A 20,507-nucleotide genomic window follows, 5' to 3' on the forward strand; every position below is an offset into this window, starting at 1 on the left:
AGGAGAAAGGATGACAAAGAGAACATATCGCCGTCTGATGACGACAGGCTTTATTGCTTTATGCTCGGCTGTTGTTATGGCGCAACATAAGGTAGAAATGCTCCCGTTTGGGGATATGGATCAATGGGTAAATCGCGAAATAAAAGAGTCTGCCATTATTGGTGGAAATACAAAAAATGTATATGCCGTCGGGCCTACCCAAACCATAGCTGGTTCAAAAGCTTATACGAATCTTGGTGGTTCTCCTTGGGCTACTTCCAATGTGATGGCGAAAGTAGCGGGAGTCACAAAGACAAATACATCTGTTTTTCCCGAAAAGCGGGGAAGTGGATATTGTGCACGTCTGGAAACTCGTATGGAAAGTGTGAAAGTGTTCGGACTCGTGGATATTACGGTACTTGCTGCCGGTTCTATGTTTCTGGGCACGGTACATGAACCTATTAAAGGTACCAAAAAACCCAACAAAATGCTTGGAATGGGGATTCCGTTCACAAAGCGCCCTATTGCTCTTCAGTTTGATTATAAAGTGAAGATGTCTGATCGCGAAAACCGTATTCGCGCTACAGGGTTTAGTAAAATAACCGATGTGCCGGGCAAAGATTTTCCTGCAGCGATTTTGCTTTTACAAAAGCGTTGGGAAGATGCTGAAGGTAATATTTTTGCAAAGCGTGTCGGTACGATGGTTGTTTATTATTATAATACCGGTGATTGGCATAATAATGCTACCTATGAGATTCACTATGGTGATATAACCGGAAGTCCTATATATAAACCTCATATGATGCGCTTACAGGTTGACGAACGTTATTCGCTCAATAGCAAGGGAGAGAGTGTACCGGTTCGTGAAGTGGCATGGGCCGATAAGGATGAAACGCCCACTCACATGATTCTTCAGTTTACAGCCAGTCATGGAGGAGCTTATATCGGTTCTCCGGGAAACACCTTGTGGGTGGATAATGTGAAACTGGTTTATTAGATAGTTGACCACTTATGAAAGAATAAGAGGGTCTCAAAACTAAAATTAGCTGTTGTTAAAACGCAGATTAACGCCAATTTACGCAAATATTAAATTATACCTGCGATAAATTGGCGTTAATCTGCGTTTTTAAGTTGTATAATTACACAAGTACGAGGAAGTTATCACTCGTATTCCCGTATTTCATTCTTATAGATTTTTACTTCTATCAGCTTTTTGGTATTGGTGTCAGAAACCCAGAGGCTTGATCCCGCTATCAATAGTTTTTCTGCCTTCTTAAATGTGTAACCGTTTACAGATTTGAAACCGTCTCCCCATTCTTTTTTCGTACGATCATAGATATAGATAGAACCATTACTGGCAGACACCATCATCTGGTCGTTGTGCAAAGCGATACCGCAAGGGTTGAAGTTGGTATCGAGTGTCTTTTCTGCATCTATTAATATTTTTTGATCACCTTTTTCAATACGTGCAGTGTCTATTGCCTGAATTTTTTTGTTACCGTATTGCCCGTAATCTGCCAAATAAACAATACCGGTAGAATCCTGTACCATCTGATGGGGATTAAATCCGTTGTTTGTATCCATTCCTATTGCTGCACTTCGACAATAAAAAGGCACTTTCTGATATTTTTCCGGAGTTACGTCCTCCTCCCGGTAAACGGCAATCTCTCTTTTGGTGCGAACAATAATCTTTCCGTCCGGGGAAATCGCCATAGCCTGTGCCTGAAACAATCCGCTTACTCCATCACTCCAACTGCCAGTCCCAATGCGCGTAATGAAATTCAGGTCTTCGAGGGCAAAAACATCGATGCGAGTCTCTCTACTTAATACATACAGACGATTGGCCGGAGATACTCCGATGGCTTCTATCGGACTTTGAAATTTCTGATCAGTATTTCCATACTTCCATGACCGCAGTGATATTAGGTGTTGTTTCTTCTTTTTATCATACAGCTCTAGGCTGTAATGTCCGTTCTGTATGTTTGCTACAAACAGTGTATCTCCTTTTATATAGGTGGCTCCTGGAGTAAATTCACCCTCGTTCAGGGCAAAATCCACAGCCGATAATTGCTGTCCTGCTTCATAGGAGTAGTAATAATGACTGGTATATGGCTCTTCAGGTTTTTGTGGTATACCTCCTGGCATATCTTCTTCCGAGCAGGCCCCTGCAATCATCAGGGCCAGTAGCAGGTGGCTTGTATGAATTATCTTTTTTTTCATGATTATTTCCTTTTAGTTCAGTTCGTTTATTGGAATACCGGTTATGGTACGTTCAGTGCGGTCTATTACAAACAGTGTTTGTCGGGATAGCATTATTTTCTCCACATTACGGAAGGTATGTTCACCTATGGTTGTATAATCTTTTAGGATTGTTCCGGTTTCCTGATTCACTTCTGCCAGGGCTACCGGTTGATTCTTTCCGGTGGCAAATGATACGAACATTCGTTTGCCAACAAAAGCAATGTCGTAGGGAGAATGAGAAGCGGGGAGGTCTATTACCCGTTGCGCTTTCCATTCCGTTTGTTCGCGCATCACGTTACAGTCGAATACATAAATTTTCCGATTACCTTGGTGGGTGGTATAGAGTAGTCCGTCAGCTCCCATTGCCTGTCCATAAGTTCCCATAGCTTCACCCATATTGATTGTGCGGCAATAGTTGGCTACTTTCTTGTAACTACCTGCTACAACATCATCTTCCATGAATACACACACGCGTTTCTTGTCCCGGATAAACACACATCCACGACGCACAAGTACATCAAAGGCATGTACTGTCTGAGTACTACCTTCACCCCAACTGCCTGTACCTATACACGTAATAAAGTCCAGTGTAGCCTCGTCAAATACATCTGTACGGCTACTTTCATTTGTGACATATACTTTTCCATGTGCCACTGTAACCCCGTTAGGTTTCCCGGCAAAGGTCTTGGTTTCTGTATTCTCAGTCCACTCTTTCACACTTTTTACATGCGTTAGTTTTCCTTCTTTCTCTTCCAGGACCTCCAGACTGTATTTCCCGTTTGCATCATTGACAATATATATGCGTTTTTTGTAGACACACACATCTTTTGGAGTAAAAGTCTCTTTGGTAGCTCCCGGGATGTTTTCATAAGAAATAGAGCAGGAGAGGGGTGTTCCTTCTTCAATGTTTTCGTTGTCGCCTTTCAATGCCGGGGCCAGACCACCGTCTATGGCATCCAGTTCCGGATCTTCAATGATGTATTTAGAGCGTTGGTAGCGGGCAGTACCATACAGTTTTCCCTGTTTACGTGTATGCATAAATCTTCTTGAGTAGATGGGAAGTTTTTTATCAATACACAACTGGGTATACACTTTATTACAAAGGGTAATCCATCCCGTTCCGGTTTGTTCATAGGTCATATTTCCGTCGTGTCCATAGCCCAGGCAGTGTCCCAATTCATGAAAAATTGTGTGGGTTTGGTTCGTGTCGTCTGCATAGTGTTCAAGGTAGCACCATTCATTCAGTCCATAGGTTTCTCCTCCACCCAGACCGTTTACTCCACTCACATGCCCCACCAGGAAACCCGAATGATTGATTACCTGTTTGAGCAATTTGTCGATGTCTACCACTGCCAGATCATTGTTACTATGAAGTTTACCTCTGTATTTCTCCAATTCCTCGGCAAATTCCGGTGAGGAGAACATATAGGCAAAGTTCAGCATAATAGCTACCGTTTCTCTGGCATGGGCGGCGAGTAGGGGGAATTGCCAGCTACCTTGTTGGCTGTAGGCAGAAAAACGCACCCTGTATTTGCTTTTGGTAGAGAGTAGTTTTTGATAATAACTATCCTCACAATCTGTCTTCAACGAGAAATCTGATGCTGACAGATGTGGGTTAGCCATGATTTGTATCTCTTTTCCTGAACGGGTGATATAACGTTTGCTTTCGGTGAGCATTGGCAGTGCCCGGTGATATTCGGTGAAGGCAGGCACTACATCAAACTGTGCCAATTGAAACTCTTCATCATAGCCATTGATTTTTGCCCAGATTGTTACTCCATGTATGGGACGGGGCGAATAGAAGCGGATGAATAGTTCCTGCTTTTCGTTAATACTCACTTGCAGAGGCTGATTGACGTAAAAGAAACGTTGGCTGTTGTCAAAATACGTAGTTGAAGGTTCGTCGTCCTGCAACATAAGTTTGAATACGTCAGGTGTCAGATCATTCTCTGTAACCTTTATTAAGCCGTAAGGATTATCCGGCACTTCATCTGTCGGGAGGTCATTAGAGTTACTATCAGTACAAGCCTGTAAACTCCACATACCCAAAATGAACAAACCGATAAGTTTGAGGATTTTGTTATTAATCATATTAATTGTTTGTTTTTTTGGGGCGCAAAGATAATGTAAATAGCCATTGATTGCAAAAATAAGATGGAGTTTCCTTAAAATAGTTGGATATAAGAAAGGCTATCTCACAAAATTTAGTGGGATAGCCTTTTGGTATTAAAAACTTTAGTTTGTATCTGATTTCAGCGTTTATTCCAGAATCACTACACGGTTCAGGAAGTTCTTACCGAACATATTGTCAGTTCCACCGAAATCAACCAGTTCAAGCTGATCTTTGCTTACGCCTTCTTTAACAAGTGCGTCGTAAACAGCCTGAGCACGTGCTTCAGACAGTTTCTGATTCCACTTAGAGCTACCGGTTGCCTTGTCAGCATATCCGGCAATCTTGTATTTCTTATCCGGATTAGCCTTCAGGATCTTAGCTGCCAACTGGATGTTAACCATGCCATAGTCGTCAATCTTAGACTTGCCAATCTGGAAGAAAATAGCACGAGGACCGGCTACTTCTACTTCCTTCACAACTTCCTTAGTCACAGGTTTCACGTTCGCTAATGCATTCTTTGCATCTGCTAAATCTGTCTGAGCCTGTGCCAGTTCGTCACGATATCTGTTCAATTCATCATTGATAGCGCTTTGGTCTACCTTAGAGTTGCAAGATACAAATTTCTTACCGCCGAATGTGTAAGTTACACCGGCAGTCAGAGAAACTGCACCGTCTGTATATGCACTACTGTATTTACCAAATATAGAAGGAGAAACTTCGCCTCTTGCTTCAATATTAATGTCGATGTATTTGCTTACGTTGAACTGTCCTGCCAAGCCAACTGAACCGTTGACCAGCGCATTCATTTTGTTCATGTCGCCATACGTTTTTGAAAAAGTCAGTCCCGGACCTGCAAATACAGAAACATTGAACAGACGATCCGGATTGTAACCTGCAATAGCATTACTGAGGTTGTACATAGCGTCTGCACGCAGTGTGAAGTATTTTTTGTTCTTGTATTCGGCATAATCGCCTTTCACTCTGTTGTAGTCAGTATACAGTGTACTCCACATGCCGGCTACCTGAGCACGCACTCCCCATACGGGGTTGATTAGTTTTCCTACTGATACATGGATCAGCGGAGTTATGGCATGTCCAAAGCCATAATCAAAGTTGTTCGGATTTACACATCCTTGTGCTCCGGCACCCACACTGATAAAGATATTGTCCTTAGCCCTTTCGGTATAGAACTTCTCTTTGGTCTGCGCAGAAGCTGAGATGGCTGCTCCGGTCAACAGTAAAGATAATATTACTACTTTGCTTTTCATTGTTTTTAATTTTTAATATTTCAACTCTTTCTTATCTCTTTTTATTTCAACCGGAATTGAAAGGTCAATCCTCCTGTGAAATATTTCATCCTTTGCAATTCTATCTGTGCATGAAGATGATTGAAAAGCAGATAAGTGGCTCCTAACGCAAAATCTTTCGAATCATATTCGGCTATCAGTCGTAGCTGTGGATGGAAAGACGGATTATAGGTAATACCTGCTGCAATGCCGTTCAAATGATATTCTATTCTCCTGTTATAAAGATAGGAGAGATGAACACCAAGTGTTTCTTTACCTATCCGGATATGTTTGGTCGCAGCTATATAAAAGCGACTGTAATATCCGTTCCCCTTATCGGAAGCTATCACATCTCCTGATGAAGTAAAAGGATCTGAGGTCCCTAAAACTACTGCAGGCGTATACTTCCAGAATTGGCCTTCCTTCAAAGCACGCAATCGGACTGAGAAATACCGGTCCTGATTCGTAAATCCTGTATAACCATAAGGTTTTAGTCCCAATGCTTCGGCTTTGAAAAGCGTACAGGTATACGCTACTTCCAGCCAGGGCATTATAGTTACATTCAGGTAATAATTATACGTATGGTAGTACCATGTAGGAGGAGTTATCTCCTTATTTAAAAAATTGGCACCCAGAATTACTGTTTTATCTTTCTGCATCTCTGCCGAAGGAGCATGCAGCAATCCTGTGGTTCCATAGGTTAATTGAGCCGAAAGCATATAAGGTATACTTATAAGTAATAATACAATATAGATTCGTTTTAAACTCATTTTATACATTATAAATGCTTTCGATTCAATTATATAAACAATGCTTCTTATTCAGCGTTGATGATACCACCACCTGCATTCAAGTCTTCGCCATGACCATGTCCGTGACCAGTAGTGTAGATTGGCTTAACTGTTGCAGAAATAATCTTACTGATTTTTACTTTAACAGGAATTGGTTTTGAAGCTCCGGTCTTTGTGACGTAGATAGTGCTGGTATAAGTAATTTGAGTACGATATACTTCAAATCCGGTTACTTGAGCATAAGCAGGAATTATCATTTCTGCAGAAGTTTTCTGTTTTGTATAATTCGGAGTCGGAAGTATATTTAAGTTGTTTGATTTAATCATCTTAGTCATCATGTCAGTAACAAAAGCTGTGGTTGACTGGTTAGAGCCTGCCAACTGATCGGCAACTGCCAGAGATGGAGTGGTGATTGTCGGTTTGCTTTCGTCGTATGGAGCGTATTTCATACCACCATCATAAGTTATATTTACGATAACTGGCTGTGCTGCGGCGCCTGTGAAACAAGGTTTATTGATGATAATAGGCGTAAGTGTAACACTGTCGACTGACATTTCTTCAACATCATATTTAGAATCAAATCCGAATTTGAATTTAGAGAAGTGTTTTACTTCTCCTTCAAATTTACCATTTTTGAATGTTGCTTTTGTATCTCCTTTTTTCCAAGTACCATCAGCTTGTTCATACAGAATGTTCAGATCAAAATCCGGAGTTTCGGTAATTGCAATTGGTGATTCAAATTTCACCTCTAATGGAGTTGTGAAGATAGTACCTGTAGGTTCTCCAGTATAAACACGGGTAGCTGCCGTTGCTTTTTCTGCAGCAGGGTCACGGGTGATGACTACATTCTTAGCTTCTCCGGTAGCATAAACAATAACACCAGCCGGAATAGTGATCTGGTCTACTTCTTCTTTGGTAGAGGAAGAAGAACCTTCGCCGGTAGCAATTGTTGATGCAACTTCCACTACTTTAGGAGTTTCTACTTTAACACTTGCTACATTCTCAATGCTCTCAATCTTACCTTCATCCTTCATATTCTGTATGATCTCAGCTACTTCCTCAGGTTTAACTTCTGCGGCTGCAACATCTTCGGGCTTCATTATGTTAGTTACTGCATCTTTAATTTCTTCTACAGTAGCTTCGTCACCAGCCTTTTCTACTTCTTTGATATCTGCATCTTCTACAGGAACTTCAATTGTTTCGCTACCACCGGTGCTAACATCTTCGTCAGGTACATCTCCTCCATTTACTGGTTTCAAATTACCCATGATGGTAATTGTTGAAGTAACGGGAGTAGTACTGCTACCTACTACTGGTAAAATCAGGAAGCTGGTTGCAAATGGTTTGTAGTTAGCTTGGGTGCAGTTGATAGTACCTATCGTAGCAGCCGGAACATAGTTGCTGGTAAGCTCGAAATAGAACAAGCCTTTAGTTGTTTTTGTAGAGTTGCTATAACCCGTTTTGGTTGTCATTTTTACATTAACATCGTTAGCACCTGTACCATTATCATTGTACAAATTACCTTGTACGTAATAAACAGGATCGATAATTGTCGGTTTGTCAGCTTCTTTCTCCATGATAACGCCAACTTTAACTTCTACTGTCTGTATTTCTGTGCTTGGACCTTCTTCGGGTGCTACAGCAGATACATAGATTGTAGCCAATGCAGGCATATAACCATCAGCAGTAATGTATGCTTCGTAAGTTCCTATGGTAGTCGTTGTGAATTCAAATTTACTTGTACCAACTGCACCTGCTGGTTGTGTAGGGGCACCGGATACATAAATTGTTTTGATGTTCACAGTATTGCCTGCTACGTCAGTTACTGAACCTTTGATGAGGTACTCAACTTTTTTGTACGTAACTGGCTCTTCTTCTCCTTCACCAAGTCTCAACGCTGCGTTTACAGTGTAAACAGTAGTTGTTCCTTTGTCCTTTTTGTCTACATAGACAGAGGTAGTTGCGGACACATGATCTGCTGCTTCAAACTTAATGATGTTGGTTCCTTCTGTTGCAGTAACCGTATATGAGCCATCTGTTCCAACAGTAACTCCATTGACTTTTGCAGAAGGTAGAATGTCTCCTGTACTTTCGTCTGTCACAATACCTTTGATCAGATAAATCGGATCTTGTGTACTTGGAGCAGGCACATCAATCTCTTCTTTTTCGTAGCAACTGGCGAACGCACCGCAGATTGCTACCAACATTAACGCCAGCTTGACGTTAAAACCGAAAAATTTACTTTTCATTTTCATCTCAATAAAATTAATTAATAATTTGATAATTCTGATTTAATAAAATATGGGTTAAAACTATTATTCTGCATTATATTGTCGTCAGGCATAGATCTGTAGCCTTTATAATAATATTGTTCGTTTCCTGCATTGTAGCTCATTCCCATATCTTTGGAAGGTATGATTCTGGGAAGGTATCCTCTGCGTTTATATTTATAAGGGGGGAGGGCTATCTGAAAACGGAATCCTCCGTTTGCTTTGACACCCTCTGCTTTCATGGCATAAAAACCTATGGATGCATAACGGAAATGTCTGATAATGTCTAATTTAACCCCTTTTTCTCCTAATAAATATTGTTCAACTTTCATCGTTGTCTCTACATTGTATTGTGGCCAGTAGAAGCTTGCTCCTAATGACCATGTAATGCGTTTCTTTGTGCCATAATGCATCGTAAATCCTTCCCAATATCCGGCTCCGGTACATCCTATTCTTCCTGATAATGTGAATCGTTTATCCCATATGCAATGATGGTCAACTTTCAAATCGACGCCATATCTTTCATTACTAAAGTGCCCTATAGTCAATGTTCCCCAAATATTATAGGGCAGTCTTACGCTTTGTGACAGGCCAACAAACCCCGGGCGTACTTTACCGTATAAATAAGGATATCCATCATTATATATAGGTATCACCATCTGTGCTGTCAACTTCATCCCTTTCCATAATGAAACTTCAATAGCAGGAGATAAATTGAACAACACTTGGTATATCTGCGTTATCACTAAGTTTTTTAATGATAACTCGGGGTATATTGTAATATCTACTTTAAATAGTGAACTATTTTTTTTCTTACCTTTTGTTGCTTGTCTCCAGTTTTTTCCCAGATTATAACTTATATTCCAGTTTTGTCGATTTATTTCAGGGATGCTATCACCTATAACTGGCTGATAATAAAGCGAAATTTGCGGAATATTATTATCCAGTAAAATAAGTCTGCATGGCTTATTCTGTGGATATGTAGATAGATATAACCACAAACCTACTAAACAATAGTAGTTTATTACACCACAGCGTATTATGCAATTTTATTACAAGAAAATAAATAGATATAAAGAACGTTATATCAACTATAATAATAGTATTACTGTTACCAATATGTTACTATTTATTTACATAGTGAGGTTCATATTTTTTTTCTTTACCTTATAAAGAATAATTTATTACTTAAATTCAAGAGAAACCATATATAGACGTATAAAAAAGGTCATTGTATTGTAATACTTTATTCCTTATTAATTAGTCCTAATAGTAATAAACGTTATAGCATAAACAATAGAAATAAGTACTACGTTCTAATTACCCTTTATGAAGGATGTTACCAGTTTGTTACTCCGAACAGAAAGGTGTATATATTAATGATAGGTTAGTAGACAGATATGAAAAAGAAACTTAGAATAAAAGAACCGATTAAACTTCGGTCAAAACAATTGTCGAATGGGTGTTTATCACTTTATCTCGATATTTATATGGATAAAAAGCGAAGATATGAATTTTTAAAACTTTATATTATTCCGGAAAATAGCCGGATAGATAAGGATAGAAATGCAGAAACGCTTAAGTTGGCTAATGCTATTAAAGCTCAGAAGATTATAGCATTACAAAATGGCAAATTTGGCTTCGATGCAAATAAGAATAGGTCAAATATGCTACTTACTGACTATATAGGCTATTTGGCAAATAGAGACATGGTTCAAAAGGCAAAACGAGCTTTGATGAATACCTTGATTCACCATCTTCAGAGATATGATAAAAGTGGAATTTCATTAAAAGCTGTTGATAAAGACTACATATTAGGGTTTATGGAGTACTTAAAGTCTGCAACTCAGAAACATAGTAAAAAAGAAAAGTTGATCAATGTGAATAGCCAGATATGCTATCTGAAAGAGTTAAACTATTGCCTAAAATATGCAGTTGTTGAAGATGTTTTATCTACAAACCCGATGAATAAAATAAAAAATGAAGATAAACCTAAACGAAAAAGAACTGAACGGGAATATTTGACCATGGACGAAATACGGTTGTTGTCTCAAACTCATTTCTATAATGAAATGTTAAAAAGAGCCTTTTTATTCAGCTGTTTTTGTGGATTAAGACACTCGGACATTGCTGCATTGACCTGGGAGAATCTCAGGAAAGATAAAGCTGGTAATACTCAATTACATATAATACAGCAAAAGACTCAAGAAATAATATCTCTTCCTCTTAGTCCTGAAGCATTAAAACAGTTACCCGAGAGAGGTAAAGCATTGGATACCGAACGGGTTTTTAATGGTTTGATATCCTTGGGAAGAACCAATGAAATATTATCTCGCTGGGGAAAGGATGCAGGGATACAAAAACATATTACTTTTCATACCGCGAGACATACCCACGCAACTATGATGATCACTTTGGGAGCTGATATATATACAGTTTCTAAATTGTTAGGACATACAAATATCCAGACAACTCAGATCTATGCAAAGATTGTAGATGAGAGCAAGAGTAAAGCAATTGCCCTCATTCCTGAGATAACATAATGCTGATTATCAGTATTTAGAGAATATATATATCATTGACTATAAAAGTACGTACTCTTATGTATATAAAGTACGTATTTAAGTCATAGTTAAATACGTATTTTTGGAGTATAGAAGTACGTACTTTTGGTTCTATGATATAATAAGCTCTTATTGTATGGTAATTAAAGACAACATTGATACTCTTTTCTTTTCTTTATTGAACTACATTTTTACCTTCATTCGTACAGTTGTAACCACCTTAAATAGCGCTATTCTTTGTAACATTCAGAAAGAATATTACCGATTTGGTATCTATTTTGAGAAATCCGTAACAAGAATAAAAAAATATAATACAATATTTTGATTTTTCGTGTAAAATTCTTTGGTATTATTAAAAATGTACCTATTTTTGCGTCGTATTTCGCATCATAAAGATGACACTTAAGATAAAACTAAAGAATGGGATATAAAGTCTCTTACATGTGGAAAGGCCTAAATAATAGCGATATAATACGCTGTATAGCGATCTTTTTATTCTGTTTGCTTTCCTCAAAGGGGATGAGCCAAACGGGAGAAGAGACTGTTAACACTTTAGTTGGAATGGGTTTTGAGAATGTCGGCTGGCATGAAGATGATAAGGAACGTGTTTATGTGATGGAGAATACGGCCTACCGCCTGAATGGAGTAGGAATCGGCAAAGCTGTTGACGTTGTCCAAAGGATGGGTTTACCACAGAATAAGCCATGTCGGTTAATTTTTTTGGACAATAACGTTCCTCAGATATCATTGTATTATCAGCCAACAGTTGCTGATAGTATTTCTGAGGTTGATCGGAAAGACTGGGAAGTTAGCTATAACCTTGGAAAAAACTGGAGAAAACAGGTTAAAGGAAAGAAAAAAAATAGTTCACTATTTAAAGTGGATGTTACAATATACCCTGAGTTATCATTAAAGAATTTGGTAATAACTCAGATTTATCAAGTGCTGTTTAATTTGTCTCCGGCTATTGAAGTTTCGTTTTGGAAAGGGATGAAGTTGACTGCGCAAGTGGTGATTCCGGTATATAATGATGGGTATGGAACACGTGCGGGTAAAGTACACCCGGGATTTCTTACTCTGCAGCAAACTGTTCGGCTACCTTATAATATATGGGGTACCTTGGCAGTTGGTACTTTTAATGCTGGGAGATATGGGGTTGATTTGAAGCTGTTTCATCCATTCAAGGATGAACGTTTTAGTGTAGAGGGACGAATAGGGACAACCGGGACTTATTATTGGGATGGTTTTGAATATGTATATGGAAGCAAACAAAGGCTTACGTGGAGTATTGGGGGCAGTTTTTATTGGCCCCAGTTTAATTTGCAGACCACTTTGAAGGCCGAGCAATATTTATTAGGTGAGAAAGGGGTACGTCTTGATATAATAAGGCATTTTCGATATACGTCTATAGGCTTTTATGCTATGAAAGCAGAAGGAGTGAGGGCTAATGGAGGTTTTCGCTTCCAGGTTGCTCTTCCGCCATATAGGTACAAACGTAAGGGGTATATTCCACGTGTGACTCCGTCTAAAAACATGGGGATAGCCTATAATGCAGGAAATGAACGGTATTATTATAAAGGATACAGAACGAGTCCTGGTGAGAATATCATGCAGAATAATAGTTTTAACCCATATTTTATTAAATCAGAATTACTAAATTTTTAATTTTATTGAGATGAAAAAGAAAAGTTTTTTTAATGGTATTAATGCTAAAATGGCATTGGCTATTGTAGCTTTATCTGGGGCTCTTTTAACCGGATGTTATAAAGACGATGGCTTGGATATGGATGCTCCAATAGGAGAGACTGTATTGCCAGAAGCTACTTATACTTTAAATGGTACAGTGATTGATGCATCGACAATGCAGAATCTTAAGTTGGATGCTGCAGCCGGAGATTATGTAAAAGTGAATAATGTTGATGTAACCTTGACTAATGGCTCTTTTACTGTAGCTGTGAAAGCGGAAACTAATGTTATTGCAGTGAAAGTAAAGGGGTATAATGAAGATCAGGAATTTACTCGTTCTGTAAATGTTGCACCGATAAAACCCGGACAGTCGGCTGTTTATACTCAAACAATTGGTTTGAAACCTAATGCTGTTGTAACTGAAGAAGTTGCTAAGTATAACATAAAAGTTCAGGCATATGGTGGTGAGGCAATGGCTTTGCTTGATCCGTCAAGATACGAAGCTACAATAACTAAAGAAGGTGTAGCAGTAGCTGGTTTTGAGGATCTTGAATATGGTGTTTATACACTGAATGTTGTAGAGAAAGTGGCTGCAGGTGCTCAGAAGACATTGCAGGATTTCACTACTTTGGTTTCTTTAAATAAAGTATATGTACCAAAAGGTGATCCTAATCTTACGGTAGTTGTTTCTGCATATATGCCTTTAATAGGTGATATGACAGAATATACAATGCTGTTTGCTGACTTTACAAATGCTTCTAATGGTAATTTGGTGAATGTTGTAAAAGCGTGGGTGGCTAAAGACGGTGTGGATGTGCCTGAATCAATTGTTACCAATACAAGTCATTTTGCCTTTAAGGTTAAAAAAGAAGAAGTTGCAAATTATAAATTGTTTGTTACTTATGAGCGTACTGATGGAAGTCAAAATACTGTAACAAAGAACTTTGCAGATGATATGACTTCTCTTGGTGTACTTTTGAATACCAATGCTCAGGAAGGCTCTACTCCGATTGTACCGGGACAAGATACTGAAATTGCTGGTACAGATGGTGATGTTGCTGCAGTTAAAAAAGGTACGACAATTACATTGCCTGATGGTAAAGTCGTAGATTTTGCAGATGTTGAAGTTAATATTCAGCGTCTGGTTGGTGAAGAGGCATCGGATGAAGAGGCTATGAGAGTATATGAAGGTACTCCTGATGGAATTAAGTTTAGTGAGCCTATTGCTGTTAAGTTTAACGATATTTGGGCTAATCAGTTGGGTACAATGAAACTTGTTTACGAAAAAGATGGTAAATGGGGAGATTCAGAAGGTGATGTTGTACGTGGAAGTGATGGCGTATATACTATGAATATAAGTCACTTCTCTAAATTTAAAGCTGTTATTAATAGCGAAAGCTCTGTTGGCACTTCTGAAGAAGTAAAAGATGCTGTTGTAGAAACTGTAGTTGGTAAAAAGAATGATACTGAAAATGCTATTACAGTAACAGTAAAATATAACCAAAAGAAAGGTACTGAAATATCTTCAATAGAAGAGGCAGCTACATCTGCTGGATTTACAGATAGTAAAGCAAATGCTGTAGTTACTTCTGTTATAAAAGCTTATATGGAAGAAAAAGGTATTGTTGCTGAGCCTTTTACAACAGTTTCCGGAGAAGAGAATAAAACAATTGATCCATGGACTTGCCTTGAAAAAGTTACAACTCAGCAAGTTTATCTGACTACTGTTTACACGTTTACTATCAATGAGAAACCGGTAACAGTAACTGTTAAGACCGCTGATCATGTAATTGTAGGTATTGAAACTTATACATTCGGACATGGACACGGACATAGCCATGGTCATGGAAATGACAACCTTTCCGGTGGTGGTATTATTGATGCTGAATAAATAGCATAGGCTGAAAGCATATAAATATAAATAAGTGAAGAAATGGCTAAGAAGCGCATTTACATAGTATTACTGCTTATAAGTATACCATATATGCTTTCAGCTCAATTAACCTATGGAACCACAGGATTGCTGCATGCTCCTTCGGCAGAGATGCAGAAAGATAAAACAGTAATGCTGGGTGCCAATTTTATGAATAAGGAGATAACTCCTCCTAAGTGGTATTACCACACGTACAATTATTACCTGAATGTAACTATAATGCCCTGGCTGGAAGTAGCATATACCTGTACGCTTTTCAAAGCCGAAGCATTGGGACTAAAACCTTATGGTTATACAGGGTTTACGAATCAGGATCGGTATTTCTCAATCCGGTTGCGTGCTTTAAAGGAAGGCCAGTTTTGGAAATACACACCGGCTGTGGTGATAGGAACTTCGGATCCGTTCACATCTTCTGGTGAAGTGGTAGCTCCTACGGGTGGAAATGGATATTACAGCCGTTTTTATTTAGCTGCAACTAAGCACATTCAACTGGGGAAAGAGACAATCGGGGTACACCTCTCTTATTTATATAATAGGAGAAAAGATTACCATTTAAATGGAATTGCGGCAGGTATTACATATAATCCGTCTTTTCATCCGCAGTTGCGGTTAATTGCCGAATATGATTCGAAGGATTTTGCACTGGGTGCCACCTATTTGCTGTTCAATCATTTGCATGCGCAGGTGGAGTTTCAGAAAATGAAGTATTTCACTGGTGGGTTGATGTTCAGGTTTTGCCTGAAATAAGGCTGTTGCAAGGAATGAAAGTGAATAAGAATAAAAAGAGTTGAATATTAAAAACAAAAAACAATGAAAAATAAGTTAGTAATATTATCTTTATTGTTGGCGGGGACTGCTGCTTCGGTGTCTGCTCAGGAAAAAGAGAAGTACTACAGTGAAAACTGGAAGGACAATATCTTTGTGAGCGTTGGAGTGGGAGCACAGGCTTCAACCAATCCGGATTCCAAATTTAGCAAATCCATTACTCCGCTGATCAATGTATCGGTGGGTAAATTTATCAATCCTATCTGGGGATTTCGTGGACAGGTTTATGGATGGCAATCCAAACAGTTTACTGCATATCCGTTTTTGCAAACGGGTAACAAGGTAAAACGTAAAGAAAACTATGTTGGTGTCAACCTGGACGGAATGTTGAACTTGACCAATTTGTTCTGTGGTTACAAACCTGGACGTGTATTCGAAGGAATGCTTTTTGTTGGTCCTTCTATGAATGTCGTTAAGAACTATGATGGCTGGCAGCTCGGATATTCAACCGGTGAAGGTGTAGTTCAGCCTGACGGAAGTCTTTTGTATGAAACTAAGATAGATCCTGCAAAGACAACTCCGAACGATCATGAGTTGCGTTGGCTTGTAGGAGCAAGTGTCGGTTTGGGAGCTAAATTTAACATCAACCCTAAATGGGCTATTGATATAGAAGCTCGTGGACAGGTGACTCCTGCTATCTTGGGTGCATATAGTAGTGCAAGTACAGACGGTTATCTGCACTTAACAGCTGGTTTCACTTATACATTCGGCGGTAAGAAATTTGTTGCAGGAGGTAAAGTAGACCAGAGCGCTATCAATGATGAATTGAACAGATATCGCGACGAACTGGCACAGGCTCAGACAGATTTAGCAGATGCAAAGAATGCATTGGCTAATGCGAAACCTGTGACTAAGGAAGTTGTGAAGGAAGTAGAAGTAGCCGGTCCTCGTGCTATTTTCTTCCAGATTGGCAAGTCTAAGATTGACGACTATGGCATGGTTAACATCCAGTTGGCAGCTAAGATCCTGAAGGCTAATCCGGATAAGAAATACAAGATTGCCGGATATGCTGACAAGGCAACCGGTAGCTCTAAGTGGAATCAGAAACTGTCTGAAGCACGTGCTCAGGCTGTTTACGACGCACTTGTTAAAGAAGGCGTAAGCAAAGATCAGCTTGAACTGGTTGGTTTCGGTGGAACTGACAATATGTTCGGTAAGAACTTCCTGAACCGTGTAGTGATTCTGGAATAAAATATGGGTTCTATAGAGCGAAAGCTCTGAATGAGAGAAAGGACGTCTGTTGCAGACGTCCTTTTTTTGTACCTCAATGAGATGTAATCAAAATAATAATCGTATTTTTGTACCATGAAGTTACGAAAAGAGTGTAATTTATTGGAAATGAGCGTAGGTTAATTGCTCTTGATAGTAATAGGTTACGATTTAGTTAGTTATCTACTGCATTATCTTTCTGCGCATTGCGTAACCTTCAAAGAACTCTTCCTATGCAAAAGTAGCTATTTAATTCGAGATTTTGATATAAACTCCCGTTTTTTATCCCCTCATTCATAAGATTTTTCCGTAAAAGCGGTTTTGTTTGTCGGAACACCATTGCCAAAAACGAGTTTTGAACAATCGTGTGCCGACTACCGCATAGCCGGAGAAAAGGGCATTGCCTCACGCCTAAACGATGTTTAGACTGATGACGCAATGCCCCTTTCTTTTGCGTCTATGCCAAGAGGTGCTTTTACGGGCTACCAGATGATTTTTCTTTTTTTGCTGTCCCTTTTGCCGGAAGCGGAAAGTGAATGCAGAGTGTGTCAGCCTGCCCCATGAATGAAACAGGCGGTCACACACAGCCGGACAAACCGGGAAGAATGATTGTTGCCGCCCGGCTGGACAAGTTCCGTCGGAACGGAAACAATCATACTTCCTTTGTCGTGGTTTGCCCTTTTCACGCTTCCGGTGATGTCTTTTTCTTTCAGACGGTTTCCTCTTTTTACGGATTTTCCCCTAAAGTTTTTTCTACCTAATCTGCCTCTGTTTTCGTTTACCTCCATTTTGCGCCTTTCAGTAAGCCGCATCAGTCAGTCATTTTCGTTCTGGGCGCAAAGGTAATTCCGGGATTGGACGGGAAAGCAAGGTCAAGCCTCCTGTTTTCTGCGGAAATCTCCAGCCCTTCGGGTAGTATTTCCCCGAAAAACCTTGCATTCCCTAATCCCTACCTTTTCAAGCACCCGAAACGAAAACGACCGATGCGACAGAAAGACGCATAAAAAAAATGTCGGATAAACGAGAGGCAGATAAGATAGTTTGAAACTCAACTCCCTCAGCTCTTGAATCCGCATAAAAAACAAAAAAATTAAAAACAGCGAAGATATGACAGCAACGGCAAATTTCAGACAAGTGGCGCAATACATCGGGTTGGCGATATGCGGCTTGATGATGCGCACCGCCTTCGGGGTGTTCGGCATCCTTTGGGGCATCATCAGAGAGATTGTAAACGGAGTGTTCCGAGTGGCGATAGGTGTAATCGTGGCTATCCTTTCCACCATTGCCTACTTCGGCTTCATCCTTTGGTCATTAACTCTTTAACCCTTACCGACATGACAAAGAGAAACAGCAAGACGGTAGCGCAGCAGTGCAGATATTACGAGGTGGACAACATCTTCGTGTATATGGTGGAAACGTACATCAACGGCAATTTTGAAACGTTCCGAAGATTGTACCACGAACTAAACAAAGACGCACGGAGGGACTTCATGGACTTCCTTCTCAGCGAGGTAGAGCCGACCTATTGGAGAGAGATACTTAAACAGACAATCTAAAAACGACAGCGATATGAAAGGAACAGACCATTTCAAAAGAACGATACAAATGTATCTGGAACAGCGGGCGGAGGAAGATACGCTCTTTGCGAAGAAGTACCGCAACCCTGCCAAGAACATAGACGAGTGCGTGACCCACATTCTGAACCATGTGCAGAAAAGTGGTTGCAACGGCTTCACGGACGGAGAGATATTCGGGCAAGCCATCCACTACTATGAGGAAAACGAGATAGAGGTGGGCAAACCTATGAACTGCCAAGTGGTGGTGAACCATGTTGTGGAACTCACGGAAGAGGAAAAGGCGGAGGCACGTCAGAATGCAGTCCGCAGATACCAAGAGGAGGAACTCCGCAAGTTGCAGAACCGCAACAGACCGTCAGCGAGAAAAGAAAACCACCCCCAACCCTCATTATTTGATTTAGGCTTATGAAACCGAAGACCAAGATACAGAAAGAGGTGGCAAGACTTTCAGCCAACCTCCGCCCCATATCAACGACACAAATTGAATGGGCATACCGCCACTGCGTTGAACATATCGGCTACCGCACCAAGAAAGGGAACATTACCTGCTCCGACTGCGGTCACGAGTGGCACAGTGACAGTGGACTATGCGACACCCTTGAAGGTTGCACCTGTTCCCAATGCCATGCCAAACTCAAAGTGCAGGACACACGCAAACGTATCTACAAGGAAACGCAATATTTCAGCGTGATAACCATCTGCAAAGGCTATCAGGTAATCCGTGTGGCGCAGGTCAGATGCGAAAGCAGGAAAGGCGAGCCGATGCAATTCTACTGCCACGAGGTTGTGCAGCGTTGGATTTCACCCGACGGTAAGGTTACAGACATGGCGTTGCTCCGTGGCTTCACATTCTATTACTGCGATGTATGGGCATTGTGCAGCGCGATGGAGATAAGACCGCACAACAGCCTATACGATGATGTTGTGGCAAGAAGCTGTGCATATCCCAAAATGAGGGTATTACCTCAACTCAGACGTAACGGCTTCAAGGGCGATTTCCACGGCATTTCCCCCGTGCGTCTTTTCAAAGCCTTGCTTTCTGACCCAAGAATTGAAACCCTTATGAAAGGCGGTGAGATTGAGGTTATGAAACACTTTATTTTCAATGCCCGTACTGCCGATGAATGCTGGGCATCATATCTGATTGCCAAGCGTCACAAGTATCTGATAGACAACTTCTCCATGTGGTGCGACTATTTGCGTATGCTCAACAAACTCGGTCAAGACCTCCGCAACCCGAAGAACATCTGCCCCGAAGATTTCATGGCGGCACACGACAACGCAACCCGAAAGATTGAAACCATACACGAGAAGGAATGAGCAGAGCAACGCCGCCGCTGGGAGATTGAAAGGCGTGAGCGTGAGCAACAGCGGCAACTGCAAAGGGAAAAAGATGCGGAGGATTTCATCGCCAACAAATCCAAATTCTTCGGATTGGTAATCACGGACGAGGAAATAATCATCAAGGTGCTTGAAAGCATAGACGAGTATTACAGCGAGGGCAAGGCACAGAACATCTGCGTGTTCGGCAGTGAATACTACAAGAAAGCCGACACCCTCATACTCTCGGCAAGGATTGGCGGTGAGATAATTGAAACCGTAGAGGTGGATTTGCGGACACTCAAGGTGGTGCAGTGCCACGGCAAGTACAACCAAGACACCGAATACCACGAACGCATCATAGACCTTGTGAACAAGAACGCCAACCTTATCCGTGAGCGGATGAAAGCGGCATAGCATAAACCCTAAAACAACATTGATATGGAAGTAAGAATCGAAAGCATGATTTGTGTGTGGGATGATGCAATTCCCACGATGTTCATTGAATTTGTAAATCTCCTCACTCTCACAACGAGTGAGGAGGGATTGAGAAGGAGTGTGAAGGAGTTTGCCGAGAAGCACGAACTTGACAAGTTTTTCCTTTACGGCTTCGGCTCACACCATTTCTACCTGCATCAACGCTACACGAGCAACCCCGAAATGGTGATGAAGGACAGAGTTCTGTCAGTACATTTTTAATCATCTAAAAAGCA

Annotated in this window: 17 protein-coding genes and 1 pseudogene; 11 read left to right on the forward strand and 7 right to left on the reverse strand. The window is 40.4% G+C overall.

All coding sequences use genetic code 11. The annotated features are described in order from the left end of the window. Positions 1–10 precede the first annotated feature (10 nt). A complete protein-coding gene (locus K8P02_RS04875) occupies positions 11–976 on the forward strand; it encodes a PCMD domain-containing protein (RefSeq protein ID WP_007485005.1) in 966 nt (321 codons plus the stop codon). 164 nt (positions 977–1,140) lie between these two features. Here K8P02_RS04875 and K8P02_RS04880 read toward each other — a convergent pair whose 3' ends face one another. The 6 genes from K8P02_RS04880 to K8P02_RS04905 form a co-directional block, all read right to left on the reverse strand. Beyond that, the gene (locus K8P02_RS04880; protein ID WP_007485006.1) at positions 1,141–2,199 is read right to left on the reverse strand and encodes an NHL repeat-containing protein; all 1,059 of its coding nucleotides are present in this window, start codon (positions 2,197–2,199) and stop codon (positions 1,141–1,143) included. Positions 2,200–2,211: 12 nt separating this feature from the next. Then, the gene (locus K8P02_RS04885) at positions 2,212–4,311 is read right to left on the reverse strand and encodes a YncE family protein (protein WP_007485007.1); all 2,100 of its coding nucleotides are present in this window, start codon (positions 4,309–4,311) and stop codon (positions 2,212–2,214) included. A gap of 168 nt (positions 4,312–4,479) precedes the next feature. Beyond that, complete coding sequence (locus K8P02_RS04890; RefSeq protein WP_007485008.1) at positions 4,480–5,601, reverse strand: OmpA family protein; 1,122 nt, start codon at positions 5,599–5,601, stop codon at positions 4,480–4,482. Positions 5,602–5,642: 41 nt separating this feature from the next. Further along, positions 5,643–6,398, reverse strand: coding sequence for a YjbH domain-containing protein (locus K8P02_RS04895; protein ID WP_044158592.1), 756 nt, complete (start codon positions 6,396–6,398; stop codon positions 5,643–5,645). A gap of 38 nt (positions 6,399–6,436) precedes the next feature. After that, positions 6,437–8,659: a translocation/assembly module TamB domain-containing protein gene (locus tag K8P02_RS04900; RefSeq protein ID WP_223382081.1), complete on the reverse strand. Its 2,223-nt coding sequence runs from the start codon at positions 8,657–8,659 to the stop codon at positions 6,437–6,439. 20 nt (positions 8,660–8,679) lie between these two features. Then, complete coding sequence (locus K8P02_RS04905) at positions 8,680–9,705, reverse strand: hypothetical protein (RefSeq protein WP_223382392.1); 1,026 nt, start codon at positions 9,703–9,705, stop codon at positions 8,680–8,682. 375 nt (positions 9,706–10,080) lie between these two features. On the opposite strand from K8P02_RS04905, the gene K8P02_RS04910 reads away from it, so the two are divergent. The 5 genes from K8P02_RS04910 to K8P02_RS04930 all read left to right on the forward strand — a co-directional run bounded on the left by K8P02_RS04910 (position 10,081) and on the right by K8P02_RS04930 (position 16,879). Further along, on the forward strand, positions 10,081–11,223 hold the full coding sequence (locus K8P02_RS04910) for a site-specific integrase (RefSeq protein ID WP_007485013.1): 1,143 nt from the start codon (positions 10,081–10,083) through the stop codon (positions 11,221–11,223). Between the two features lie 441 nt (positions 11,224–11,664). Continuing rightward, entirely contained in the window at positions 11,665–12,909 is a 1,245-nt protein-coding gene (locus K8P02_RS04915) for a hypothetical protein (protein WP_007485016.1), read from the forward strand. Between the two features lie 10 nt (positions 12,910–12,919). Then, positions 12,920–14,821: a DUF3869 domain-containing protein gene (locus K8P02_RS04920; RefSeq protein WP_007485018.1), complete on the forward strand. Its 1,902-nt coding sequence runs from the start codon at positions 12,920–12,922 to the stop codon at positions 14,819–14,821. Between the two features lie 42 nt (positions 14,822–14,863). Beyond that, positions 14,864–15,610: a YjbH domain-containing protein gene (locus K8P02_RS04925; RefSeq protein WP_007485021.1), complete on the forward strand. Its 747-nt coding sequence runs from the start codon at positions 14,864–14,866 to the stop codon at positions 15,608–15,610. A gap of 63 nt (positions 15,611–15,673) precedes the next feature. Next, complete coding sequence (locus K8P02_RS04930; RefSeq protein WP_007485022.1) at positions 15,674–16,879, forward strand: OmpA family protein; 1,206 nt, start codon at positions 15,674–15,676, stop codon at positions 16,877–16,879. 566 nt (positions 16,880–17,445) lie between these two features. Here the strand turns inward: K8P02_RS04930 and K8P02_RS04935 are convergent. Next, complete coding sequence (locus K8P02_RS04935; protein ID WP_025867979.1) at positions 17,446–17,709, reverse strand: hypothetical protein; 264 nt, start codon at positions 17,707–17,709, stop codon at positions 17,446–17,448. A gap of 295 nt (positions 17,710–18,004) precedes the next feature. On the opposite strand from K8P02_RS04935, the gene K8P02_RS04940 reads away from it, so the two are divergent. The 5 genes and pseudogenes from K8P02_RS04940 to K8P02_RS04960 all read left to right on the forward strand — a co-directional run bounded on the left by K8P02_RS04940 (position 18,005) and on the right by K8P02_RS04960 (position 20,493). Beyond that, entirely contained in the window at positions 18,005–18,220 is a 216-nt protein-coding gene (locus K8P02_RS04940) for a hypothetical protein (RefSeq protein WP_004348429.1), read from the forward strand. A gap of 11 nt (positions 18,221–18,231) precedes the next feature. Next, entirely contained in the window at positions 18,232–18,453 is a 222-nt protein-coding gene (locus K8P02_RS04945; RefSeq protein ID WP_004348431.1) for a hypothetical protein, read from the forward strand. A 13-nt stretch (positions 18,454–18,466) separates the two neighbouring features. Then, entirely contained in the window at positions 18,467–18,883 is a 417-nt protein-coding gene (locus tag K8P02_RS04950) for a PcfK-like family protein (protein WP_007487599.1), read from the forward strand. After that, positions 18,880–20,211 (forward strand): annotated as a pseudogene (locus tag K8P02_RS04955) (PcfJ domain-containing protein). The gene K8P02_RS04950 and the pseudogene K8P02_RS04955 overlap by 4 nt, the downstream one beginning before the upstream one ends. 24 nt (positions 20,212–20,235) lie before the next feature. Then, entirely contained in the window at positions 20,236–20,493 is a 258-nt protein-coding gene (locus K8P02_RS04960) for a hypothetical protein (RefSeq protein ID WP_007487603.1), read from the forward strand. Positions 20,494–20,507: the final 14 nt, after the last annotated feature.

The sequence above is a fragment of the Bacteroides nordii genome (assembly GCF_019930665.1).
GTDB classification, from domain to species: Bacteria; Bacteroidota; Bacteroidia; order Bacteroidales; family Bacteroidaceae; genus Bacteroides; species Bacteroides nordii.

Excerpts from the sequence above, each read along its gene's own strand:
- K8P02_RS04875 (WP_007485005.1), top strand. The coding sequence starts at position 11 with ATGACAAAGAGAACATATCGCCGTCTGATGACGACAGGCTTTATTGCT.
- K8P02_RS04880 (WP_007485006.1), bottom strand. The coding sequence starts at position 2,199 with ATGAAAAAAAAGATAATTCATACAAGCCACCTGCTACTGGCCCTGATG.
- K8P02_RS04885 (WP_007485007.1), bottom strand. The coding sequence starts at position 4,311 with ATGATTAATAACAAAATCCTCAAACTTATCGGTTTGTTCATTTTGGGT.
- K8P02_RS04890 (WP_007485008.1), bottom strand. The coding sequence starts at position 5,601 with ATGAAAAGCAAAGTAGTAATATTATCTTTACTGTTGACCGGAGCAGCC.
- K8P02_RS04895 (WP_044158592.1), bottom strand. The coding sequence starts at position 6,398 with ATGTATAAAATGAGTTTAAAACGAATCTATATTGTATTATTACTTATA.
- K8P02_RS04900 (WP_223382081.1), bottom strand. The coding sequence starts at position 8,659 with ATGAAAAGTAAATTTTTCGGTTTTAACGTCAAGCTGGCGTTAATGTTG.
- K8P02_RS04910 (WP_007485013.1), top strand. The coding sequence starts at position 10,081 with ATGAAAAAGAAACTTAGAATAAAAGAACCGATTAAACTTCGGTCAAAA.
- K8P02_RS04915 (WP_007485016.1), top strand. The coding sequence starts at position 11,665 with ATGGGATATAAAGTCTCTTACATGTGGAAAGGCCTAAATAATAGCGAT.
- K8P02_RS04920 (WP_007485018.1), top strand. The coding sequence starts at position 12,920 with ATGAAAAAGAAAAGTTTTTTTAATGGTATTAATGCTAAAATGGCATTG.
- K8P02_RS04925 (WP_007485021.1), top strand. The coding sequence starts at position 14,864 with ATGGCTAAGAAGCGCATTTACATAGTATTACTGCTTATAAGTATACCA.
- K8P02_RS04930 (WP_007485022.1), top strand. The coding sequence starts at position 15,674 with ATGAAAAATAAGTTAGTAATATTATCTTTATTGTTGGCGGGGACTGCT.
- K8P02_RS04935 (WP_025867979.1), bottom strand. The coding sequence starts at position 17,709 with ATGCGGCTTACTGAAAGGCGCAAAATGGAGGTAAACGAAAACAGAGGC.
- K8P02_RS04940 (WP_004348429.1), top strand. The coding sequence starts at position 18,005 with ATGACAGCAACGGCAAATTTCAGACAAGTGGCGCAATACATCGGGTTG.
- K8P02_RS04945 (WP_004348431.1), top strand. The coding sequence starts at position 18,232 with ATGACAAAGAGAAACAGCAAGACGGTAGCGCAGCAGTGCAGATATTAC.
- K8P02_RS04950 (WP_007487599.1), top strand. The coding sequence starts at position 18,467 with ATGAAAGGAACAGACCATTTCAAAAGAACGATACAAATGTATCTGGAA.
- K8P02_RS04960 (WP_007487603.1), top strand. The coding sequence starts at position 20,236 with ATGGAAGTAAGAATCGAAAGCATGATTTGTGTGTGGGATGATGCAATT.